This window comes from Cyclobacterium sp. 1_MG-2023, from assembly GCF_030546805.1.
Classification (GTDB): domain Bacteria; phylum Bacteroidota; class Bacteroidia; order Cytophagales; family Cyclobacteriaceae; genus Cyclobacterium.
On the sequence record NZ_JAUOPC010000004.1, the window covers coordinates 52,217 to 69,608 of the forward strand.

Annotated in this window: 9 protein-coding genes; 6 read left to right on the forward strand and 3 right to left on the reverse strand. The window is 37.5% G+C overall.

What is annotated here, in order from left to right; genetic code table 11:
• Window positions 1-67 precede the first annotated feature (67 nt).
• From Q4534_RS06980 to Q4534_RS06995, 4 genes are read left to right on the forward strand one after another with little or no spacing between them, the layout of a single operon-like run.
• Window positions 68-964 carry a tail fiber protein gene (locus Q4534_RS06980; protein WP_303612446.1) on the forward strand — a complete coding sequence of 299 codons (897 nt, stop codon included), beginning with the start codon at window positions 68-70 and terminating at the stop codon, window positions 962-964.
• Window positions 965-974: 10 nt separating this feature from the next.
• Complete coding sequence (locus Q4534_RS06985) at window positions 975-9,590, forward strand: LamG-like jellyroll fold domain-containing protein (protein WP_303612447.1); 8,616 nt, start codon at window positions 975-977, stop codon at window positions 9,588-9,590.
• Complete coding sequence (locus tag Q4534_RS06990; protein ID WP_303612448.1) at window positions 9,591-10,514, forward strand: hypothetical protein; 924 nt, start codon at window positions 9,591-9,593, stop codon at window positions 10,512-10,514.
• Between the two features lie 3 nt (window positions 10,515-10,517).
• A complete protein-coding gene (locus tag Q4534_RS06995; protein WP_014021175.1) occupies window positions 10,518-10,928 on the forward strand; it encodes a hypothetical protein in 411 nt (136 codons plus the stop codon).
• Between the two features lie 162 nt (window positions 10,929-11,090).
• Here Q4534_RS06995 and Q4534_RS07000 read toward each other — a convergent pair whose 3' ends face one another.
• Entirely contained in the window at window positions 11,091-12,527 is a 1,437-nt protein-coding gene (locus Q4534_RS07000; RefSeq protein ID WP_303612449.1) for an IS4 family transposase, read from the reverse strand.
• A gap of 251 nt (window positions 12,528-12,778) precedes the next feature.
• Here Q4534_RS07000 and Q4534_RS07005 point away from each other — a divergent pair, with 251 nt between their 5' ends.
• Together Q4534_RS07005 and Q4534_RS07010 are read left to right on the forward strand one after the other, a co-directional pair.
• On the forward strand, window positions 12,779-14,068 hold the full coding sequence (locus Q4534_RS07005; protein WP_303612450.1) for a glycosyl hydrolase family 28 protein: 1,290 nt from the start codon (window positions 12,779-12,781) through the stop codon (window positions 14,066-14,068).
• Window positions 14,069-14,300: 232 nt separating this feature from the next.
• Window positions 14,301-15,629, forward strand: coding sequence for an amidohydrolase family protein (locus Q4534_RS07010; protein WP_303612451.1), 1,329 nt, complete (start codon window positions 14,301-14,303; stop codon window positions 15,627-15,629).
• A gap of 70 nt (window positions 15,630-15,699) precedes the next feature.
• Here Q4534_RS07010 and Q4534_RS07015 read toward each other — a convergent pair whose 3' ends face one another.
• The gene (locus Q4534_RS07015) at window positions 15,700-16,389 is read right to left on the reverse strand and encodes a TVP38/TMEM64 family protein (RefSeq protein WP_303612452.1); all 690 of its coding nucleotides are present in this window, start codon (window positions 16,387-16,389) and stop codon (window positions 15,700-15,702) included.
• Between the two features lie 126 nt (window positions 16,390-16,515).
• Window positions 16,516-17,091: a pentapeptide repeat-containing protein gene (locus Q4534_RS07020; protein ID WP_303612453.1), complete on the reverse strand. Its 576-nt coding sequence runs from the start codon at window positions 17,089-17,091 to the stop codon at window positions 16,516-16,518.
• Window positions 17,092-17,392: the final 301 nt, after the last annotated feature.

The following is a 17,392-nucleotide window of genomic DNA, read 5'->3' on the forward strand; positions in this document are numbered from 1 at the left end:
GTTAAAAATTAGAAAGGAGGGTTGATAGTTCTCTTTTGTCTTGAATGTCTTTATTAAAATAATTACCATGAAAACTCAACTTATTCTCATTGTATTAATAGTATTCTCTTGTTCTTTTTCTTTGGCTCAGACTTCTGCTGAAATGGCTGATATAGCGATACAAGGTATTGCAAGAGATGACAATAATACGGCTAAAGCAAATGCCCAAATTTCCCTTACTTTCGAGTTTTTTTATTTTGATAGCAATAATGGAAATGCTAAAGTTGAAGTTGGGGCTCCACAAACAGTAAGCCTAAATACTGATGCTTTTGGTGTATTTTCCCATGTTATAAGTCCTGCTGCTACCAATAATTCCATATTTGCTAATCAGCAAATCTATTTAAAAATTACTGAGGGGAATGTTCTTGTGTCAGAGGAAAAACTAAAGCACGTTCCTTATGCAATAGCAGCTAATAACGGGGTGCCGACCGGAGCTATCATGCCTTTTGTTGGGGCTACAGCTCCAATTGGTTGGGTGCTGTGCGATGGACAATCTCTAACAAATATCAATGGGGCTGAAAATCTCATTGCTTTACTGGGGAGTACCAATGCACCAGATTTGAGGGCTATGTTTTTAAGAGGGGTAGGGGTCAACGCTGATGCCCAGTTTGCCGATAATAGAAGGGATGGTGGTGTAAATTCCACACAGCAAGATTCCAACATGGCGCACAACCACAGCGTGGATTTAACTACTTCTAATAATGGTGAACACTCACATCCCTTAAAGTTAATGAACAGGAAGTTTGTTAATGATGGTAATAGCGGTTCAACAGCGTTTAATATACAAGCCCAGGATGGAGGGGTATCTACAGTAAAAACCGATTTAAGTGGGATACATACCCATGCTGTTTCCGGAAATACGTCTTCTGAAGGAACTGAATCTCGTCCTATAAACTATGGGGTGAACTACATCATCAAATTATAATTTCAGGGGGATGAGAAAATTATTTCTTACACTGATATTGAGTATGTTGATTTCCTTCCTTTATGCACAACAGGAGGAAGGAGCCAAGGAAGTTACTGTCTCACAAGCCATACAAAATGAAGGTTTTACAATTCAGGTAGGGCTGCCTTTTTTAGGAACATCCAATAACACTACTCCAACAGATTTACGTTTTCCATGGGATGTACTTTACCTGTATGGTACTTTTGCAGAAGAATCTTTTAGTGTTTCCAAAGGTTATTTTGGTGATAAGATTTTGATAGAATGGCGACTTAGAAATAATATTAACAACATTACAAACATCAAAATTTTACGTAGAGAACTTGGAAGTAATGAAAATTTTCAACCAATAGCTGATATTACCCCACAGCCCTCCGGTACCTATGAAGACAAGTACGTGGATGGAGGAAAACTGTATGAATATAAAGTGTTGGCTGAAAATGTAATGGAGGATGAAGAGCTTTATACCAATTATATCACAGGTATAGGGTTTAGAAATCCTACTGCGGTCATTACCGGAAATGTTAATTTTGAAGGTGGAAATCCGGTGAAAAACGTAACGGTAGTTGCCGAATCGAGTGGGAGTTCCATAAGCTATGGGAGTAGTGTGAAAATCCCTTCTAACGCTAAGCTTGAGATCAATAAATTAAATAAACCAATTGATTCGTTGGCTACTTTACAGGCTTGGGTAAAACCGGACATCAATAGTCCTTATACTGATGATAATGGGAGCCCGATCAGGCTGTTTAGACTAACTGAGGCAAACGGTAATAACATAGATGTTAATGTCAGAGTAAAAATATTGGCAAACGAATTGGAAGTTAAAATAAAAGAGAGTTTGTTCCTTATCAAAAATGTATTTCCTTCTGGAGATATCGATGCCCGAGGTGATGATATTATGGTCCCTGTAGCTAATTTCAATGATTACTTTACTCATTTTTCGATACAGTTGAGGGATGGAATGGCTCCATCCCTCTTTATCAATGGCCGCCCAATGACAAAGGAGTACCGGGATGCTGTACATAAAGCACGAGCCGAGATAGACCAAAATATAAATACTCCATCTTTAGAGATTTTCGAGACTACAAGTCTTATTAATTTTCAACAAGGGCAGGCTGTTTGGAACAAGGTCAGAATAGGTGGTGGAAAAACAGCTCTGATTGATGAAATTCGCTTATGGAATCGCATAGAAACAGCCGCTGATATCCGAACAGATTATAAAAGGTATATCAGTGGTGACGATCCGGGTTTGATAGTCTATTTAAGCGCCAACGAAAATCAAGGGGGATATGCCTATGATGCTTCACGAGAAGACTATACATATAATAGAAATCACGGTAAATTAGAAAATATCACTTTTGTATCTGGACCTGGTGCAATCCCATCTGCTAGTCAATTGGGAATCTTAGGGGTAACCGATGAAAATGGCAATTATCAGATTAATTCCATTCCCTACTCCGGAACAGGAGAATCATTTAAAATTACCCCTGTTTATGGACAACACAAGTTTGAACCCAATCAACAACTGGTCTTTTTAGGTCAGGGCTCAGAGGTGGTAAATAAAATTGATTTTATCGATAAGTCCTCCTTTATCTTTAAAGGAAAAATATTGTACGATACCAGAAAGGTGTTCCCTTCCTACGTAGAGGTAAATGGTGGAAATTTGTCCGGATTGAATGATGGAGATGAATATGTTACAGGTCCCGGAATTATCGATGAAAACTATAATCGATATAAGAAGCTTACAGGAGCAAATGCAGGCACTTATAATAAAGGTGAATATTGGATTAATTATTATGATGAGAACGACTCTACCAATTTTCGACTGGAACGCTATGCCAGTATTCCAGTCTCCGGAGCTACTATCTACATTGATGGACAAATCGTAATTGATGAAAACAATACACCTGTACTGTCGGATGAAGCCGGTAATTTTGAAATTAGTGTACCTATTGGAAATCATTTTATACGGGTTGAAAAAAATGGTCACTCCTTTTCTTACAATGGTAGATTTCCTGCTGAAACCGGTACTTTTAAAGAATTTTTTGAAGATGCTCAGGAGCCGGTGGTATTTATTGATGAGACCAGAGTAACTGCGGTTGGACGTGTAGTTGGTGGAGCAGTGGAAGCAAGTAAGCCAATAGGATTTGGTGAAAATGGGCTTTATGTAATCAACGATACAATTGAAAATTTTAAGCCCATTCCTTTGGTTGTTAGTTCGAAAAATAATATAGGGGTGGCTAGTTTTGCGTTTCAGTATGATCCACCAGGTGCCGGAGGTGTCACCGATTACACAAAATTTAACTTTAAAACGAATAGCGAATCCGGCGAGTATCGTGTTGAAGTGATGCCATTGAATTATGAAATTGAAGGGGGAGATATACCAGGCTTAACAATTTCCAGTAATGAGAGCATTAATTCAGCTATAATTGGAACATCAAATGAAAGTATAAATTTTTCAAGTATTCCACCGCTTTTAACTCCGGAGTTTATTCTTCCAAACAATGATATTTTGGAAGGGGTACCCTATCATTTTGAAAAAAGCTTTGTGTACCGTTCTACGCCAGTATTGCGTGTCATCGACCAAACTTCAACAGATTCACTACAGTTTTTTAATGCAGATAGTAGTGAGTACTTTATAAGCACTGAAGGGGTAACCCACCCGGCAGACACTAGTAAAGAGGTATTGATTTATGAGCAGGCAGCAGGTTATGCCATAACCCTATCCACATTTGAAAGATACGTGAACATGGATGGAGACAGTATAATTGAAGATGTTGTGCCAATTATAGATGGGGAATTAAAAATCAATAATAATTTAGCAATTTTAGGCTCTGAAGAGATCGAAAAGGATACAGTAGACAATAGTATTTCCTATTATTCGTTTCAAGGGGGTGTTCCCAATACTACGTTCCCACATACACGCAGTTTGGATATACAGTATGTTATTGGGGGGATTTCTTATCCGGCAGAAAATTATATTCCTGACGGGATTATACTAGGAGGGGCTCCTGATGGGACTTCTGCTCCACCCCTTACAGTAGCTCCTGAAATCCCGGATATTATTCTCCGAGACCCTCCCGGATCCAACAGTTTTGCATCCATAGAGGCAGGTCAAACCTTAAGTTTTACCACAGAATCCATGTCCACCTTATCCGGAGGGCTTTCTCAAACCTTAAAATTAATGATGGGAGGAGCTGTTACCTTTGTTGGGGGAGTTCCGGGAGCCTCGATTGAGGTGAAAACAGAAGTGGTCAATGACCTTACCGGCAATATAACGCTAGAAACTTCTTCTTCAGATGCTTTAAGTTTAACAAAAACCTATACGTTTAATCAAACCATTTCGACCAGTGATGACCCGGAATTTGTGGGCGCTGATGGGGATTTGTATATAGGGAACGCTAGTAATTATGCCATAGGATCTTATGATGACTTTAAAGCTGACATTGCACCGATTGGAGATCCGAACAATAATTATAGGTTGACCAATGCAAATGGTGATGACATTTATTTAAATAAGCAAAAAGCTATATATATAAATACTAAACCGACCAATACCTTTTTTGTATACTCTCAAAAGTACATAATTAACGATTTAATGCCTCAATATGAGTTGATTGCAGAAAATCTCAGAAATCATATTCCTGTAGAAGGCGCCAATAGTTTGTTTTGGTACGAAGAACAAATCAGGTTGTGGCGTAAGATTATTCTTGAAAATGAACGAAAGAAATATTTGGCTTTAAATGAATCTGAATCGTTGATAAAAGCTGCTGATGATTATTTAGATATTTATATGTCTGATTTAGAGAATGAATTAAATCGTTCAGATGTTGGTGATCCTTACCAAGCGTTATTGAAGGAAAAACTTGACCTTGCCGCTAGCAATAAATCATTGGTAAACTCCCAATCATCCGGTAATATTTCATTTGATTCGGGTGTAGGCGAAGTAAGTAGGAGTGTAGAAACAGAGCTTATTAATTCCTCTTCTTTGGCTTATAATATTGAGTTGGAAGAAAGCTTGCAATATGATATAGGATTTGAAATTAATGATGCGTTAGGCCTTGTTTCTACCACTGTCTTTTCCTTGGCTCAGGATTTTAGTGCAGGTATCACCAAAGAAGAAGCTGAAACTACGACCTTTAAATATACCTTGAAGGACAATGATCCTGCAAACATTTTGAGTATTGATGTTTTTAATCTATTTGATGGTAACGGACCGGTTTTCACAACTGTTGGAGGTAGAACATCTTGCCCATATGAGGGCAAAGAGTTGTCTCATTTTTATAATCATTCCTCCTATGATCCTGCTAACCCCATTGTTGCTCTGGCAGAGGCGGATAGGGAAACCTTAAGCAATGCAACTCAAAAGGCAGAAGATCCTCAAATTACCGTAGAGGTTGCAGAAATATTTAATATTCCGGAAAGCAATACCGCAGAATTTCATCTGTCTTTTCAAAATTTAGCAGATGCAACTAGTGATAATGCAAATTTTAATTACTTTGAGTTAATAATCGACAATATAACAAATCCTAATGCACCTGATATCAATGTATCGCCCAATGGAACCGTAATATTTGTCCCATACGGACAAACTGTAGATTATACCTTGACATTGGATAAGAAAATTGCAGATGTCTACGATTATGAAAATATAAGAGTGGTTTTACAATCACTTTGTGATCCTGTAAACGTTTTTGATGACGTTTTAATATCGGCCCATTTTATTCCAACCTGTTCTCAAGTAAAGGTAAGTGCACCTCGGGATAATTGGGTTTACAATATAGATGCAGCTTATGATAATCATTCGGAACTTTCAAAGCCCTTGTTGATTACCTTATCAGATTATAATCAGACATTTGATAACTTCAAAAAGATAGATTTAGAATACCGTTTAGCAACATCGCCAAACTGGACACGCCTGTATACCTACTACAATACGGAGGCATTTTACGATGAGGCTGTCGGGAATGGGGAAACGGAAATTGCGTTGATTGAAACACCAAACATTAATTTTCCTTTTGATATTGCAGGACTTCAGTTACAAGATGGAGTTTACGAAATAAGAGCAAGAAGTATATGTGAAAATGGTACAGTATATATTTCTGACGTAATTTCTGGAACAGTTAATTTAGTAGCCCCAAGGCAATTTGGTACACCATTTCCTATAGATGGTATTTTAGGGGTGGGAGAAGACCTCCGGGTAAAATTCAACGAAAATATGTATTTCAATAGTGCAGTAAGCACCATTGAGATAAAAGGACAATCCAACCAACTGCCAATTGATCATAGTGTTTCTTTGTATTTTGAGGGAGATAGTAACACGGTAACTATTGAAAGCCCAAGGTTAGTGTCGGGTGATTTGACCCTTGAGTTCTGGATGAATAATTCCACTACAGAAAGCACAGCTACAATTGTTGAACAAAAAGACGGGTTAACCATCAATTTGGAGGACCATGAGATATTTGTAACCCTTGGGGATATCACAGCCCATGGAACTATCGCAAATGACGAATTATTTCATCACTATACATTTTCGCATAACAATGAATTGGGAACGCTAAGTATATATGAGGATGATAGGGAAATAGGTGGGGGTGCCGGCTCGGCAAACACAGCATTTACAAATAACAACCCCTTAATTATTGGTGGAAATTCTTTCATTGGAAACATTCATGATCTCCGGTTGTGGTCAGTATCAAAAACTTTGAGCGATGCATATGCCGGGATGTATAGCAAGCTCCAAGGGAAAGAGGCTAATTTGGTAGGTTATTGGCCGCTGAACGAGGGACGTGGAGAGCTTGCTAATGATCTTGCACGTTTTAAACATGCATTAGTGAAAGCGGAATGGGATATTAAGCCTAAAGGGACTGCTTATTCCTTTAGTAATGGGCAATACTTGGCCTTGGATAATGTTGGTTTTGTTCAGTTGACCAATGAAATGGATGCAACTATTTCCTTTTGGATCAAAACAGAAACTCCGCAAGAGGCAACTATTTTCTCAAATGGAAGAGGAATAGGTGATGGCACACTAGAAGGAAAGGATCCGATCCAGTCCAACGGTTTTGCGAACAAATGGTCGATCAATATGAATACGTCCGGAGCTTTGTATTTGGCCAGTGAAGAAAATACCTATGTGTTAACCGCTGCAAGTGTCGCTGATAATTCTTGGCACCACATCACACTATTATTCAATCGAAATGGTGCTCTAAGAACCTACGTGGATGCCCAACAAGTATCCTCCAATCCAATGACTAATATAGGTGGGTTTTCCGGGGATAAGGTTTGGATAGGAGCGAGAGGATTTAGAGATCTAGGGAATAAAGAAACAGTGGACCGTTTTTTTACTGGGAAAATCGATGAATTCCGTCTTTGGAATACCCTTAGGAATGTTGATCAAATTTCTAGAGATAGGTACCATGAAATTGATGTGGAAAGTATTGGCCTATTACTTTATGCCAGAATGAATGCACCTAACACTGCAACTGATAAGGGGGCACTATATTACCACGTTGTCAGTGGTGGAGAAATGAGCACTTCCTATGGTACGATGAATGCCGGTGCTGTTAATTTTTCAAATGATGTTCCTGCCATAAAGCCTGAAAGAAACCTAATCAAATTTCAGGTGAATCATGTGATCAATGAAGATGAAATGATTTTGGAACCTGTGATTTCAGATTGGGCAGTGGTAGAAGGACAGGTATTAGACATTACCGTTCATCGAATGTTTGATGCTTCTGATAATATGCAACAATCCCCAATAACCTGGACAGCTTTTATACAAAAAAATGAGATGAATTGGTTTGTAGACGGCCACAACGATGTTGTTGACCTTACCAAAATTGGTGAAGAAGCTACATTTTTTGAAATAAGCATCTTAAACAAAGGGGGGCGAACCCAGCCCTTTGCGATTTCTGGCATTCCAAGTTGGTTATCTTTGAGCAGTTCTTCGGGAACATTGTTGCCGGATAGTAAGGTAGTGATAACAGCTAGTGTTGATGAAGGTCTGGCAACAGGAGAATACATAGAAGACCTATATCTACAAACTGATTTCGGGTTAGACGAGAAACTACAATTGAAACTTAGGGTCTTAGCAGAAGATCCTGATTGGGTCATAGATCCGAATAGTTTTAATTATAGTATGAATATTGTCGGTCGAGTTAGCATAGATGGTGTTTATTCTGATGACATTTATGATAAAGTTTCAGCTTTCTCTAATGGTGAGCTAAGGGGCGTAGCGGACATGGTTTGGGATGAGGCCTATCAGGAATACTTTGTGTTTTTAACGGTCTATAGTGATTCGGCTTACAGTGATTTAATTAATTTTAAAATATGGGATGCTTCAAAAGGACAAGTTGTTCAGGCAACTTTAGATGAGAAGTTGACGGTTACTTTTAATGAAAACACCATAATAGGCACTCAGACTAATACCTCAATGTTTGAAAATTCAGGGGTTGTAGAGCAAATAATACAATTGAATCAAGGATGGACATGGTTGTCTCTAAATGTTGAGGATCAAAATTTTTCAAATTTAAATGTCTTAACAGAAGGAATGGTTTTAGAAACGTCGGACAGGCTAATGAGCAATAGCCCCTCGAAATTAGAAACCTACTTTAAAAATAAGAATTCTCCTGAATCCAGTTCATGGAATGGTGAAATAAGTGAGCATGGTGGTTTATCTACTTCTTACATGTATAAAGCGAAGTTTAATAATCGACAGGATTTAATTCTTTCCGGTTCTTCTGTCAATTTAGATTCATGGAGTTTTCCTATCAAGCTCAATTGGAATTGGTTACCCTATCCTTTAAAAAACAATGTTGCATTGAATGAAGGCCTGTCATCTTTCGATGCTCATGAAGGGGATGTTATTAAGTCTCAAAATCAATTTGCCATATATGATGAGGTAAATGGTTGGAGTGGTACTTTAAATTATTTAGAAGCCAATAAAGGTTATATGCTGCGATCTAGTCAAGAGCAAATATTCACCTACCCTAGGTTTTTATGGGATTTCTCTAATTCCCGAATGTCGAATCTTGAGATTCAAACACCGGAGGAAGTGATATCGGCTGAATTTGCTAGATTTTCGGCCAATATGAATGCAGTAGTGTTGTTACCCGAAGGCTACCACGAACTGTTTGCAATTGATGATAAGGGTGATTTAAGAGGAAAAGCAGTAAACCACGTGATTGGGAATCAAAATTTAAGTTTTATTACTGTTTTTGGGGAGACCAATAAGGAGTTAACCTTCTATATAGGTGATGGTGAGCGCATGATTCCTACCCACAAAACTTTCCATTTCACTGCAAACAATGTGCTTGGAACGGTAGAAAATCCGGTAGTATTAGGGAATGAAATATTGGGTGGAATTAAAATTTTCCCCAGCCCTTTCAAAGAGGAATTGCAGATAAAGCTAATTTCCAATCAGGATGATTTTATCAATATCCAATTGTTTAATACGTTTGGTCAATTGGTAAATACTTATGGGAAAAGTATAAATAAAGGAATTAATACACTCATACTTAACCCCGATGTGGGGAGTGGGCTTTATATTCTGAAGATTAAATTCAAGAACACATTCCTACCTTATACTTTTAAGGTTATAAAAGAATAGATGATGAAAGGATCAATTATTAGGCTGGCAATACTCTTTTTTATCTGTACAAATGGTTATGGGCAAGAGCCTGAATGGGTGGTAGAGGAAAATAACTTCGAATATACCATGTCATTTGTCTCATTCTTAAATATTGACGGTCTTAATTTAAATAGTACGAGCGATAAAGTTGGTGCATTTGTAAATGGAGAATGTAGAGGTACTACCAATTTGATTTATGTGAAAAGCAAAGACAGGTATTATGCGTATTTTAATGTGTTTTCTAATACCCTAGGTGAAACCATCCATTTTAAGGTTTATGATTCTGAGAAAAATCAAGTAACAGATATATCCGAAACAGTAAAATTTGAAACCAATGCCTTACGCGGTAATTTATCGCAGGCTTTCAGTATTGCAAGTCCTGCGCTAAATAATGAAGCGCAAATACTTGACTTTAGTTTTAAGGATATTGAAGTAGTGAATAAAACTGAAAATGACCAAGAGATGGTTCTTTATCTTAATAATGGGGTTAATCCCACCTTACTAAAAGGTGTTTTTGAATTAAGTGATGGTAGTAAATTATTCCATAGAGGTCAACAACTAATCTCGGGTACGAGTGTGCTGGATTTCTCAAGTCCTGTATACCTGGATGTTTTATCACAGGATGAATCAATGAAAAAGCAATGGGTTATAAGTGTACGTTATACCACAAGATCAAGCAGTATAAAAATATACAAAAAGGATGCTGTTTGTTACAATGGAGGAGCCATCAAAGTTGTATCGGATCTAAATGGAGGGGAAATTATTTTATTTAAAGACCAGATTGAATATGCAAAATTGCCTATTGTCAATGGGGAGGTGCTTTTTACGGATTTACTGGCCGGCGATTATCTATTGAAAACGGGTGATCTTGAAAAAAACGTAGAAATAATTTTAAAAGAGTGAGTAATGAAAATTGCAAGAAATATATTTATACTAATTTTTTTGACCATTTATTGTGTCAGCTGTATTAAGGAGGACAATACAGGTCTTTTAGGGAATGAAGAAAGGTATCACCCAATTGGAATTAAATTTGTTTATGAAGATGGAACTGAAGTGCTAGATTCAGATTGTATTTCTCCCGATATTAAATACGCCGTTCAGATCGAAGTTACAACAAACAATAACCGCAATACAAACGCTTCAAAAATCGAGTATACCATAAATGGGTCACCTTACAGTATGTCGTTTATAGAGGAAGGGGTAAAAAGTAATCCGGTGACACTGGTAAATGGCAAAAATATTGCAGAATTAGTGAAAACAGCCGTATCTACAGAATTGACTTACGTTGAACAAGGTGATTTTCAATTGATAGAATGAGAAGGAAGAAGGCCTTTTTTCTAAGTTTCTTCGATTAATTAAAGACTTTTAAAAATGTAAACCAGTATATTGAATCTGGGTAATGATTTAGAGGAATTCCGTACTATTGGTTGCGAAATGGATTTAGTTTTAAATTTAACCCGAAATATCAATGTCGTTTAGTTAAGGTTTATAAGTTATAAAATTACTGGGTCTGGCAGTATACCTTTTAATTCTAGGAACTGACCTATTGGGCCGTACTATTTCAAGTTGAAGCAACAGTTTGAAAGCATAATCAGATATTTTTCCAATGATTTTGTCCATTCCTTGTTTGAGTTGATCAATTATAGATTTGGTTTTACGATACGCTTGGGTTCTGTTGATCTGATAAGTGTTTTTCCGTTTTTTATTACAGTAGTCAATCCCTTTTTTGGTAAGTGTTTTACTGAGGATGTTGCTCAAGTTGGCCCTGAGAATGATTCTATTAAAATCCTGGAGAACGGCCCTGGCCGTCTTTCCGCTCAGGTTTTCAAGTTCCGCCCTGGTTTTGAGTAGCTTGAAAGACTCTTCAACAGGCCATCTTTTCCTGTAAAGCTCACGTATTTCCTTGACAGGGTACTTCCAATGGTCAACTAGGTTGGTTATCAATATATGGTCTTCTCCTGATGCAATCGGTACCCGTACGAGCCTTAATTTGAGTGCCTCAGTAGGAATATTCCTTTCTCTACACCTGTTTAAGGCCTCTTTGGAAGGGGATACCTCTATGATCTGCTGTTTTTGGGTAGATGCTAAAAATGCTTTTGCATGTTTCCATCTGTTTGCCTTTACCCTGATGACAAAGGATTTCTGTTGCTGAACCAATGTGGACATGAGCCAAAAGGCCGCATAAGCCCTATCCATTATAAGCAGGTCGCCCTGCCCTAGACAGGGAAGATGACTTTCACACAGAGCAAGTTCACTTGTCCTGTAATGTTTGATCTTGGCATCTATACTGATTTGGTTGAGTACATCGTAGGCTAGGGAAACACGGGCTAACACTACTTTTCTCCCGTTTTCAGTCCGGGTTTCGAAATGGCCAAAACCTTTTGCCAATTCTTTGCTGTAAGGAAGCTGCAAAGTACTGCCGTCGATACCTATAAGCCGAAAACCTTTCCATTTACGAATATGGCTGGCTTTTTTATAATAAAAAGAACATTGTTGTTCATTGAGCCATGTAAACACCTTGGGGTTTAGTTTGGATCGTTGCTGACTGAATGCTCCTTTGGAATAGCTGACCGATTTGTCGGAAAAAAAATTATCAAGTTCTTGCTGAACACTCGATTTACCCAGGCCCAACATGAAGTAGATAAGATCTGTAAAACCCAAACACCGCTGACGAACAAACGCTGTGTTAGTCGTACGGAACCTATCGCGTGTTAATCCATTTTCTATATTGTTTTTTAATAGTTTTAAAAAGTCCTTCGAAAAGGAAAAGGACTTGATTGTTGTTAGATTATTTTCAAAAAAACTACGCTCCCTTTTCTTTCCTAAAAATAATAAAAATTCCTTAACTAAACGACATTGCCCGAAATATGCAATAGACAATCTATTACGTGCTGAAATCGCTTCAAAATCAGCCACTTCGTTGCTGTTTTCAATTTCACCATAGCGGTGCTATGCTAAAATCTCCAAACAGCCTGATTTTCTTGCGATTGCAACACTTCCCGTAAACACGGGACAGGCTATCACGAATCCTATTACATAATCCGAGTTTAAAATGGTTATAATATTGAATTTACTTACAATTATTCGATAAATTCATGTTTTAGTTATTTTTACAATTGCCTAAATAAACAGTTGTGAAGATTAATCCATATAGATTTAAACTCCTTATGCCCAAGTATTTAATTGCGTTTGTAATAAGTGTCTTTTTCGTAAACTTTATATTAATAAAACCTGCTAATGTCTTTGCAATGACTGGGCAGGCATCAGTCAACCCCAATGACTTCGATGGTACAGATACAGAGCGGATTTTACAGGCCATTCAAAAAGCCAAAAACACTTCGAATTTGGTACGTATACCAAGGGTTAATGCCAATGGTACCAACATTTGGATGATCGATAGTGCCATTTTATTACCAAGCAATCTCACGCTAATTTTAGACAATTGTACCCTTCAACTATCAAATTCCAGCAGGGACAATATGTTTAGATCCGATAACGTGGGATTAGGAATAACTAACCCTGAATGGAATGAAAATATAAATATATATGGGATAGGGAAAGCCATTTTGAAGGGGGCAAGCAATCCTAGGTCTACTGGAGACGGAGCAAGAATGCTGACATTGAATCCAAAGGAAGAGCAGGATAAAGGGAATTGGAGAGTTAGCTATGGCACAGATGCGGGTAACCCTGAGATGAAACAAAAAGGCGACTGGAGAAACATAATGATGTTAATCGGCTATGTAAAAAACTTTACAATTAAAAATGTAAGGTTTGAAAACACCCATGGCTGGACCATAAGTTTTGAGCGCACTATAGGTGCCGAACTATCTGACCTAACCATTTTCAATGAGGAATTTGTAAGGGTCAATGGAGAACAGCATATGGTGTCTAATAAAGATGGGATCAATTTGAGGCAAGGCTGTAAAAATTTTAGAATTGACAATATTTCCGGAGTCACCGGAGATGATTTTATAGCACTATCCAATCTCGATACAGCCCCTGAACTTGTTAAAAAAAATGGGGACATTACTGACAGTATGGTAACAGCCAGTAGGTGGTATGGACCAGAAGATGATATAGAACAGGTAGTGATCACCAATATTTCCTGTGAAAATAGGTATCGCGCCATTGCTATTAGGGCTAGTGATCAGGCCGGAATTCACCATGTTTATATCAATGGAGTGGTTTTTAAAGCCAACGAGGGTCGTCATGATGCCATCCTCATCGGAGGTAGGGGATATGGGGAGGAATCTCTGCCAGGAAAAATTAATTCTATCCATGCCATGAATATTATAGGAAATGGTCAATCCCTTGTTAGAATTCAAGCACAAGTTGCAGATTGCCATTTTATGAATGGAATGTACTCCGGTGAAAATGCTACTGCCACGCTTTACGAAATCGACTCTTTGACTACTTCAAATGTCACCCAAAATAATTGGATCAAAGTGAAATATTAAATTAATGTTCTTTAATTCCTATACCAAAATTTCAATAAATAAAAATAACAACTTAGCTTTAGAAGCTAATGGTATTTTAGGAAGGGGTTTTTCAATAATCAAGTTGGGATTGTTGTTTATGCTTAAGTTTCTTGAAAGATTTTGGTAACGTAAACTATTTGGCTTTTAGCCAATATTTTTATAATCCAAATAGAAAAAGTTAATAGATAAATATCACAAAATAACATAAAAAATGACTGTAATTAAAGATTCTAGATCTCTGGTAATGTTGATTTGCCTTGGGCTCATGCTCTTCACAAATAAGGTTTTTTCTCAAAATGAGGCCAATCCTTCCTTATTGGAGATAAATCCACCGGAAGGCCCTTCAGGTGATAGGGTAAAAGCGATAGTAGGCCTTCGACTTATCGATGGTTTAGGCGGACCTGTTAGTGAAAATATTACAGTGGTGGTCAAAGGAAACAGAATTGTTGAAATTGGACCGGAAAATAGCGTTAGTATACCTCAGGGTGCAGAAGTTACAGAAGGGAAAGGAATGAGCCTTTTACCGGGACTAATTGATGCTCATTTCCATAGTGCCAATAATAACAAATCTCTAAGTAACCTACTTAGGAATGGTGTAACTACCATGAGAGATCCCGGTCATCCCATCAGGTTTTATCAGGCACAGCATTTTGCTACTACCCAAATGCCCAGAGTTTATGTGACCGGTGCACACCTTGATGGTTACCCGGGAGTATATGTTCAACAGGCCACTTTAGTGAAAGATGCAGATCATATCAGGTCCCAAATTGGGGAGTATGTTGAGAATGGAGCATCCGGGATAAAAATTTATTTTAGACTTCCTTTAAAGTACATAGAAACAGTGGTTAAAACAGCTGATTTTCATAAGATACCTGTAGTGGCCCACTTGGAATTGGTAGATGCTGACGATGCAATTTTAGCAGGTTTAAAAGGGATTGAACATGTCACTTCTTTTGGTACTTCTATTGCTGACCCAAAAGATGCAGAAGAATTCAGGAATTCAGTTCAGGAAGACAGCAATAACCGTAGGGCAGGAAGGTATCAGTTGTGGTCAAAAATAGATTTATCTTCTGACCGAGTGAAAGAGGTACTTGCTTTGGCTGCCAAAAACAATGTAGTATTGTCACCGACTCTTGCCACATTTGAAAAGCAATTTGGTGACGATGGCGTGAAAGAATATGAGGCCAAAGGATTTAAAAACATGCTTGAATTTGTAGGCATGGCTCATAAGGCAGGGGTTAAAATTGTTATAGGATCTCACAATTCAGGTCGATATGTAAAACCCGGACTTGCTTACCAAAGAGAAATGGAATTGCTAATTGCAGCAGGTATGAGTCCATTAGAAGTAATCTCTAGTAGTACCATTATCAATGCGGAATATTTCCGTACTGAAGAAAGATTGGGAAGCATTGAAAAAGGGAAGTTAGCCGATTTAATTTTGGTAGAAGGTAATCCTTCTAAGGATATTAAATCCATGTATTCCATTAAGAAAGTAATGCTAAATGGAGAGTGGGTAGAAAATAGCGGTACAATGGATTAAAATTCCCAAAATCATTAGCTTGAATTCTTTGCTTGTAAATCCCTCGCTTAATTTATTTTAGGCGAGGGACTTAATTTTTATTTCTCCTTTTTTTATCCCACCAAACATATATGATAAATCCTACCAAACTCACAGCCCCTAACCAAATTAAACCGGTCTTCATCTCCTCTCTGTTTTCTCCTAATATGGCTATTGCAGCTGTTAAAGGTAATATACCTAGCATTGTAGATCCTATAAATCTCCAATAGCCCATCCGAAGCATACCTGCAATGATACTGATGGCGTCATTTGAGAGAAAAGGAGATAACCTAGTTACAATAACGGCCCAGAAACCATAATCCTCTAAAAAGCCGGTGATTTTTTTATCGGTTTTTTCTCCTAGCAAACGATCGATAACTGGTGTGCCAAAATTGACTCCTACCCCATACCCTATGCTTGAAGCTGTAAATATAGCTATAAGAATAATTCCTGACCCTAACCAAGGGCCGTAGGCTAAAACAGTAACGACCATCAACAGGAAAGAAGGAATGATAAACATAAACATTTGGACCACCATTGCTGCAACAATTATTAATGGACCCCAGAACTCAAACTGGTTCACCCAATTTGATATTCTTTGTTCATCATTGCTTCCCAACACCTCCCAGGCTTCGTTGAAAAATTGATGGACAGATGAATTGAGAAAATACAAGCTGATTAAGCTTCCTAAAAATATAAATGAAATTATATAGGGCCATTTAGATGTTTTCCTTTTTGACATTTATGAATAATTTGAACCAACCATTGAAAAATTTAATAGGTTGTTCACTAAAATAATGCCGAACTGAAATAGTAAGGGTTAATATTTCAAAACAGGAAACATTTATGGCTTAGACCTTGGAATAGGTCAATAATTCACTTCTATGTTGTATTTAGATAATAAACCGGGTAATCCTTCCAGGGAGAATTTAGCTTTTTTAATTTTGTTGTATGCCGGATCAAAACTGTAGTTAATAGCTGTCCTGAAATCAGCCTTTTCTAATATACTGTTATAAAATGTGGCTTGAAGTAGGTTACATGTATCAAATATAGCAAAGCTTAGGTCAGCATTAGAAAAGTCAACGTCCTTTAATGAGCAGTGGTCAAACTTGGCTTTCTTTAAGTTCTTGGCTTGAAAAATGGAATAATCAAGAGTGCAACCCGTAAAGGAAGCCGAAAATAAAAAGTCATCACATTTACTGAAATCTATTCCCATTAATTTACATTGTTGAAATGCCACATTTTTAAAAGCCGCATCTATAATACTGGTCATGGAAAAGTTGCAATTAAAAAATTGACAATCCATAAACTCTATCCTGCAAAGATCACTATTAAAGAAATTACAGTTGGAGAAGAGGCATTGTTCGTAGGCTTCACCTTCCATTCGGTTTTCGGAATAATCGACTTGATCAAATGTTTCATTTATAAATGATTCACTTTCCATAGTTATAGAGACTTGGTAAAGGTTAGGGGGAAGATTGACTTAGTTTAACGAAATTAAGTCAATGCCGGGATTAAAAAAACAACTTTGGCTTCAATCGAAAATATTTTCACCGCTTCATTTATATTGAGGGATCAGTATATACCTAGGTAGGGAATTGAAAGATAAATTCAGTTCGCTCAAATGGCTTAAAGTGAGCCTAATCCTGACATTACTCAGGGAGTGATCTCAAGCGCCTCAAGGAAGTCTATTAAAAAATTCGCTTAGATTAGTGTTTAATAATTCTATTTGACATAAAAAAAAT

What these genes read in the sequence shown, in the direction of transcription:
- Q4534_RS07005 (WP_303612450.1), top strand. Translation starts at nt 12,779, where the DNA reads ATGCCCAAGTATTTAATTGCGTTTGTAATAAGTGTCTTTTTCGTAAAC.
- Q4534_RS06980 (WP_303612446.1), top strand. Translation starts at nt 68, where the DNA reads ATGAAAACTCAACTTATTCTCATTGTATTAATAGTATTCTCTTGTTCT.
- Q4534_RS07020 (WP_303612453.1), bottom strand. Translation starts at nt 17,091, where the DNA reads ATGGAAAGTGAATCATTTATAAATGAAACATTTGATCAAGTCGATTAT.
- Q4534_RS07010 (WP_303612451.1), top strand. Translation starts at nt 14,301, where the DNA reads ATGACTGTAATTAAAGATTCTAGATCTCTGGTAATGTTGATTTGCCTT.
- Q4534_RS07015 (WP_303612452.1), bottom strand. Translation starts at nt 16,389, where the DNA reads ATGTCAAAAAGGAAAACATCTAAATGGCCCTATATAATTTCATTTATA.
- Q4534_RS06985 (WP_303612447.1), top strand. Translation starts at nt 975, where the DNA reads ATGAGAAAATTATTTCTTACACTGATATTGAGTATGTTGATTTCCTTC.
- Q4534_RS06990 (WP_303612448.1), top strand. Translation starts at nt 9,591, where the DNA reads ATGATGAAAGGATCAATTATTAGGCTGGCAATACTCTTTTTTATCTGT.
- Q4534_RS06995 (WP_014021175.1), top strand. Translation starts at nt 10,518, where the DNA reads ATGAAAATTGCAAGAAATATATTTATACTAATTTTTTTGACCATTTAT.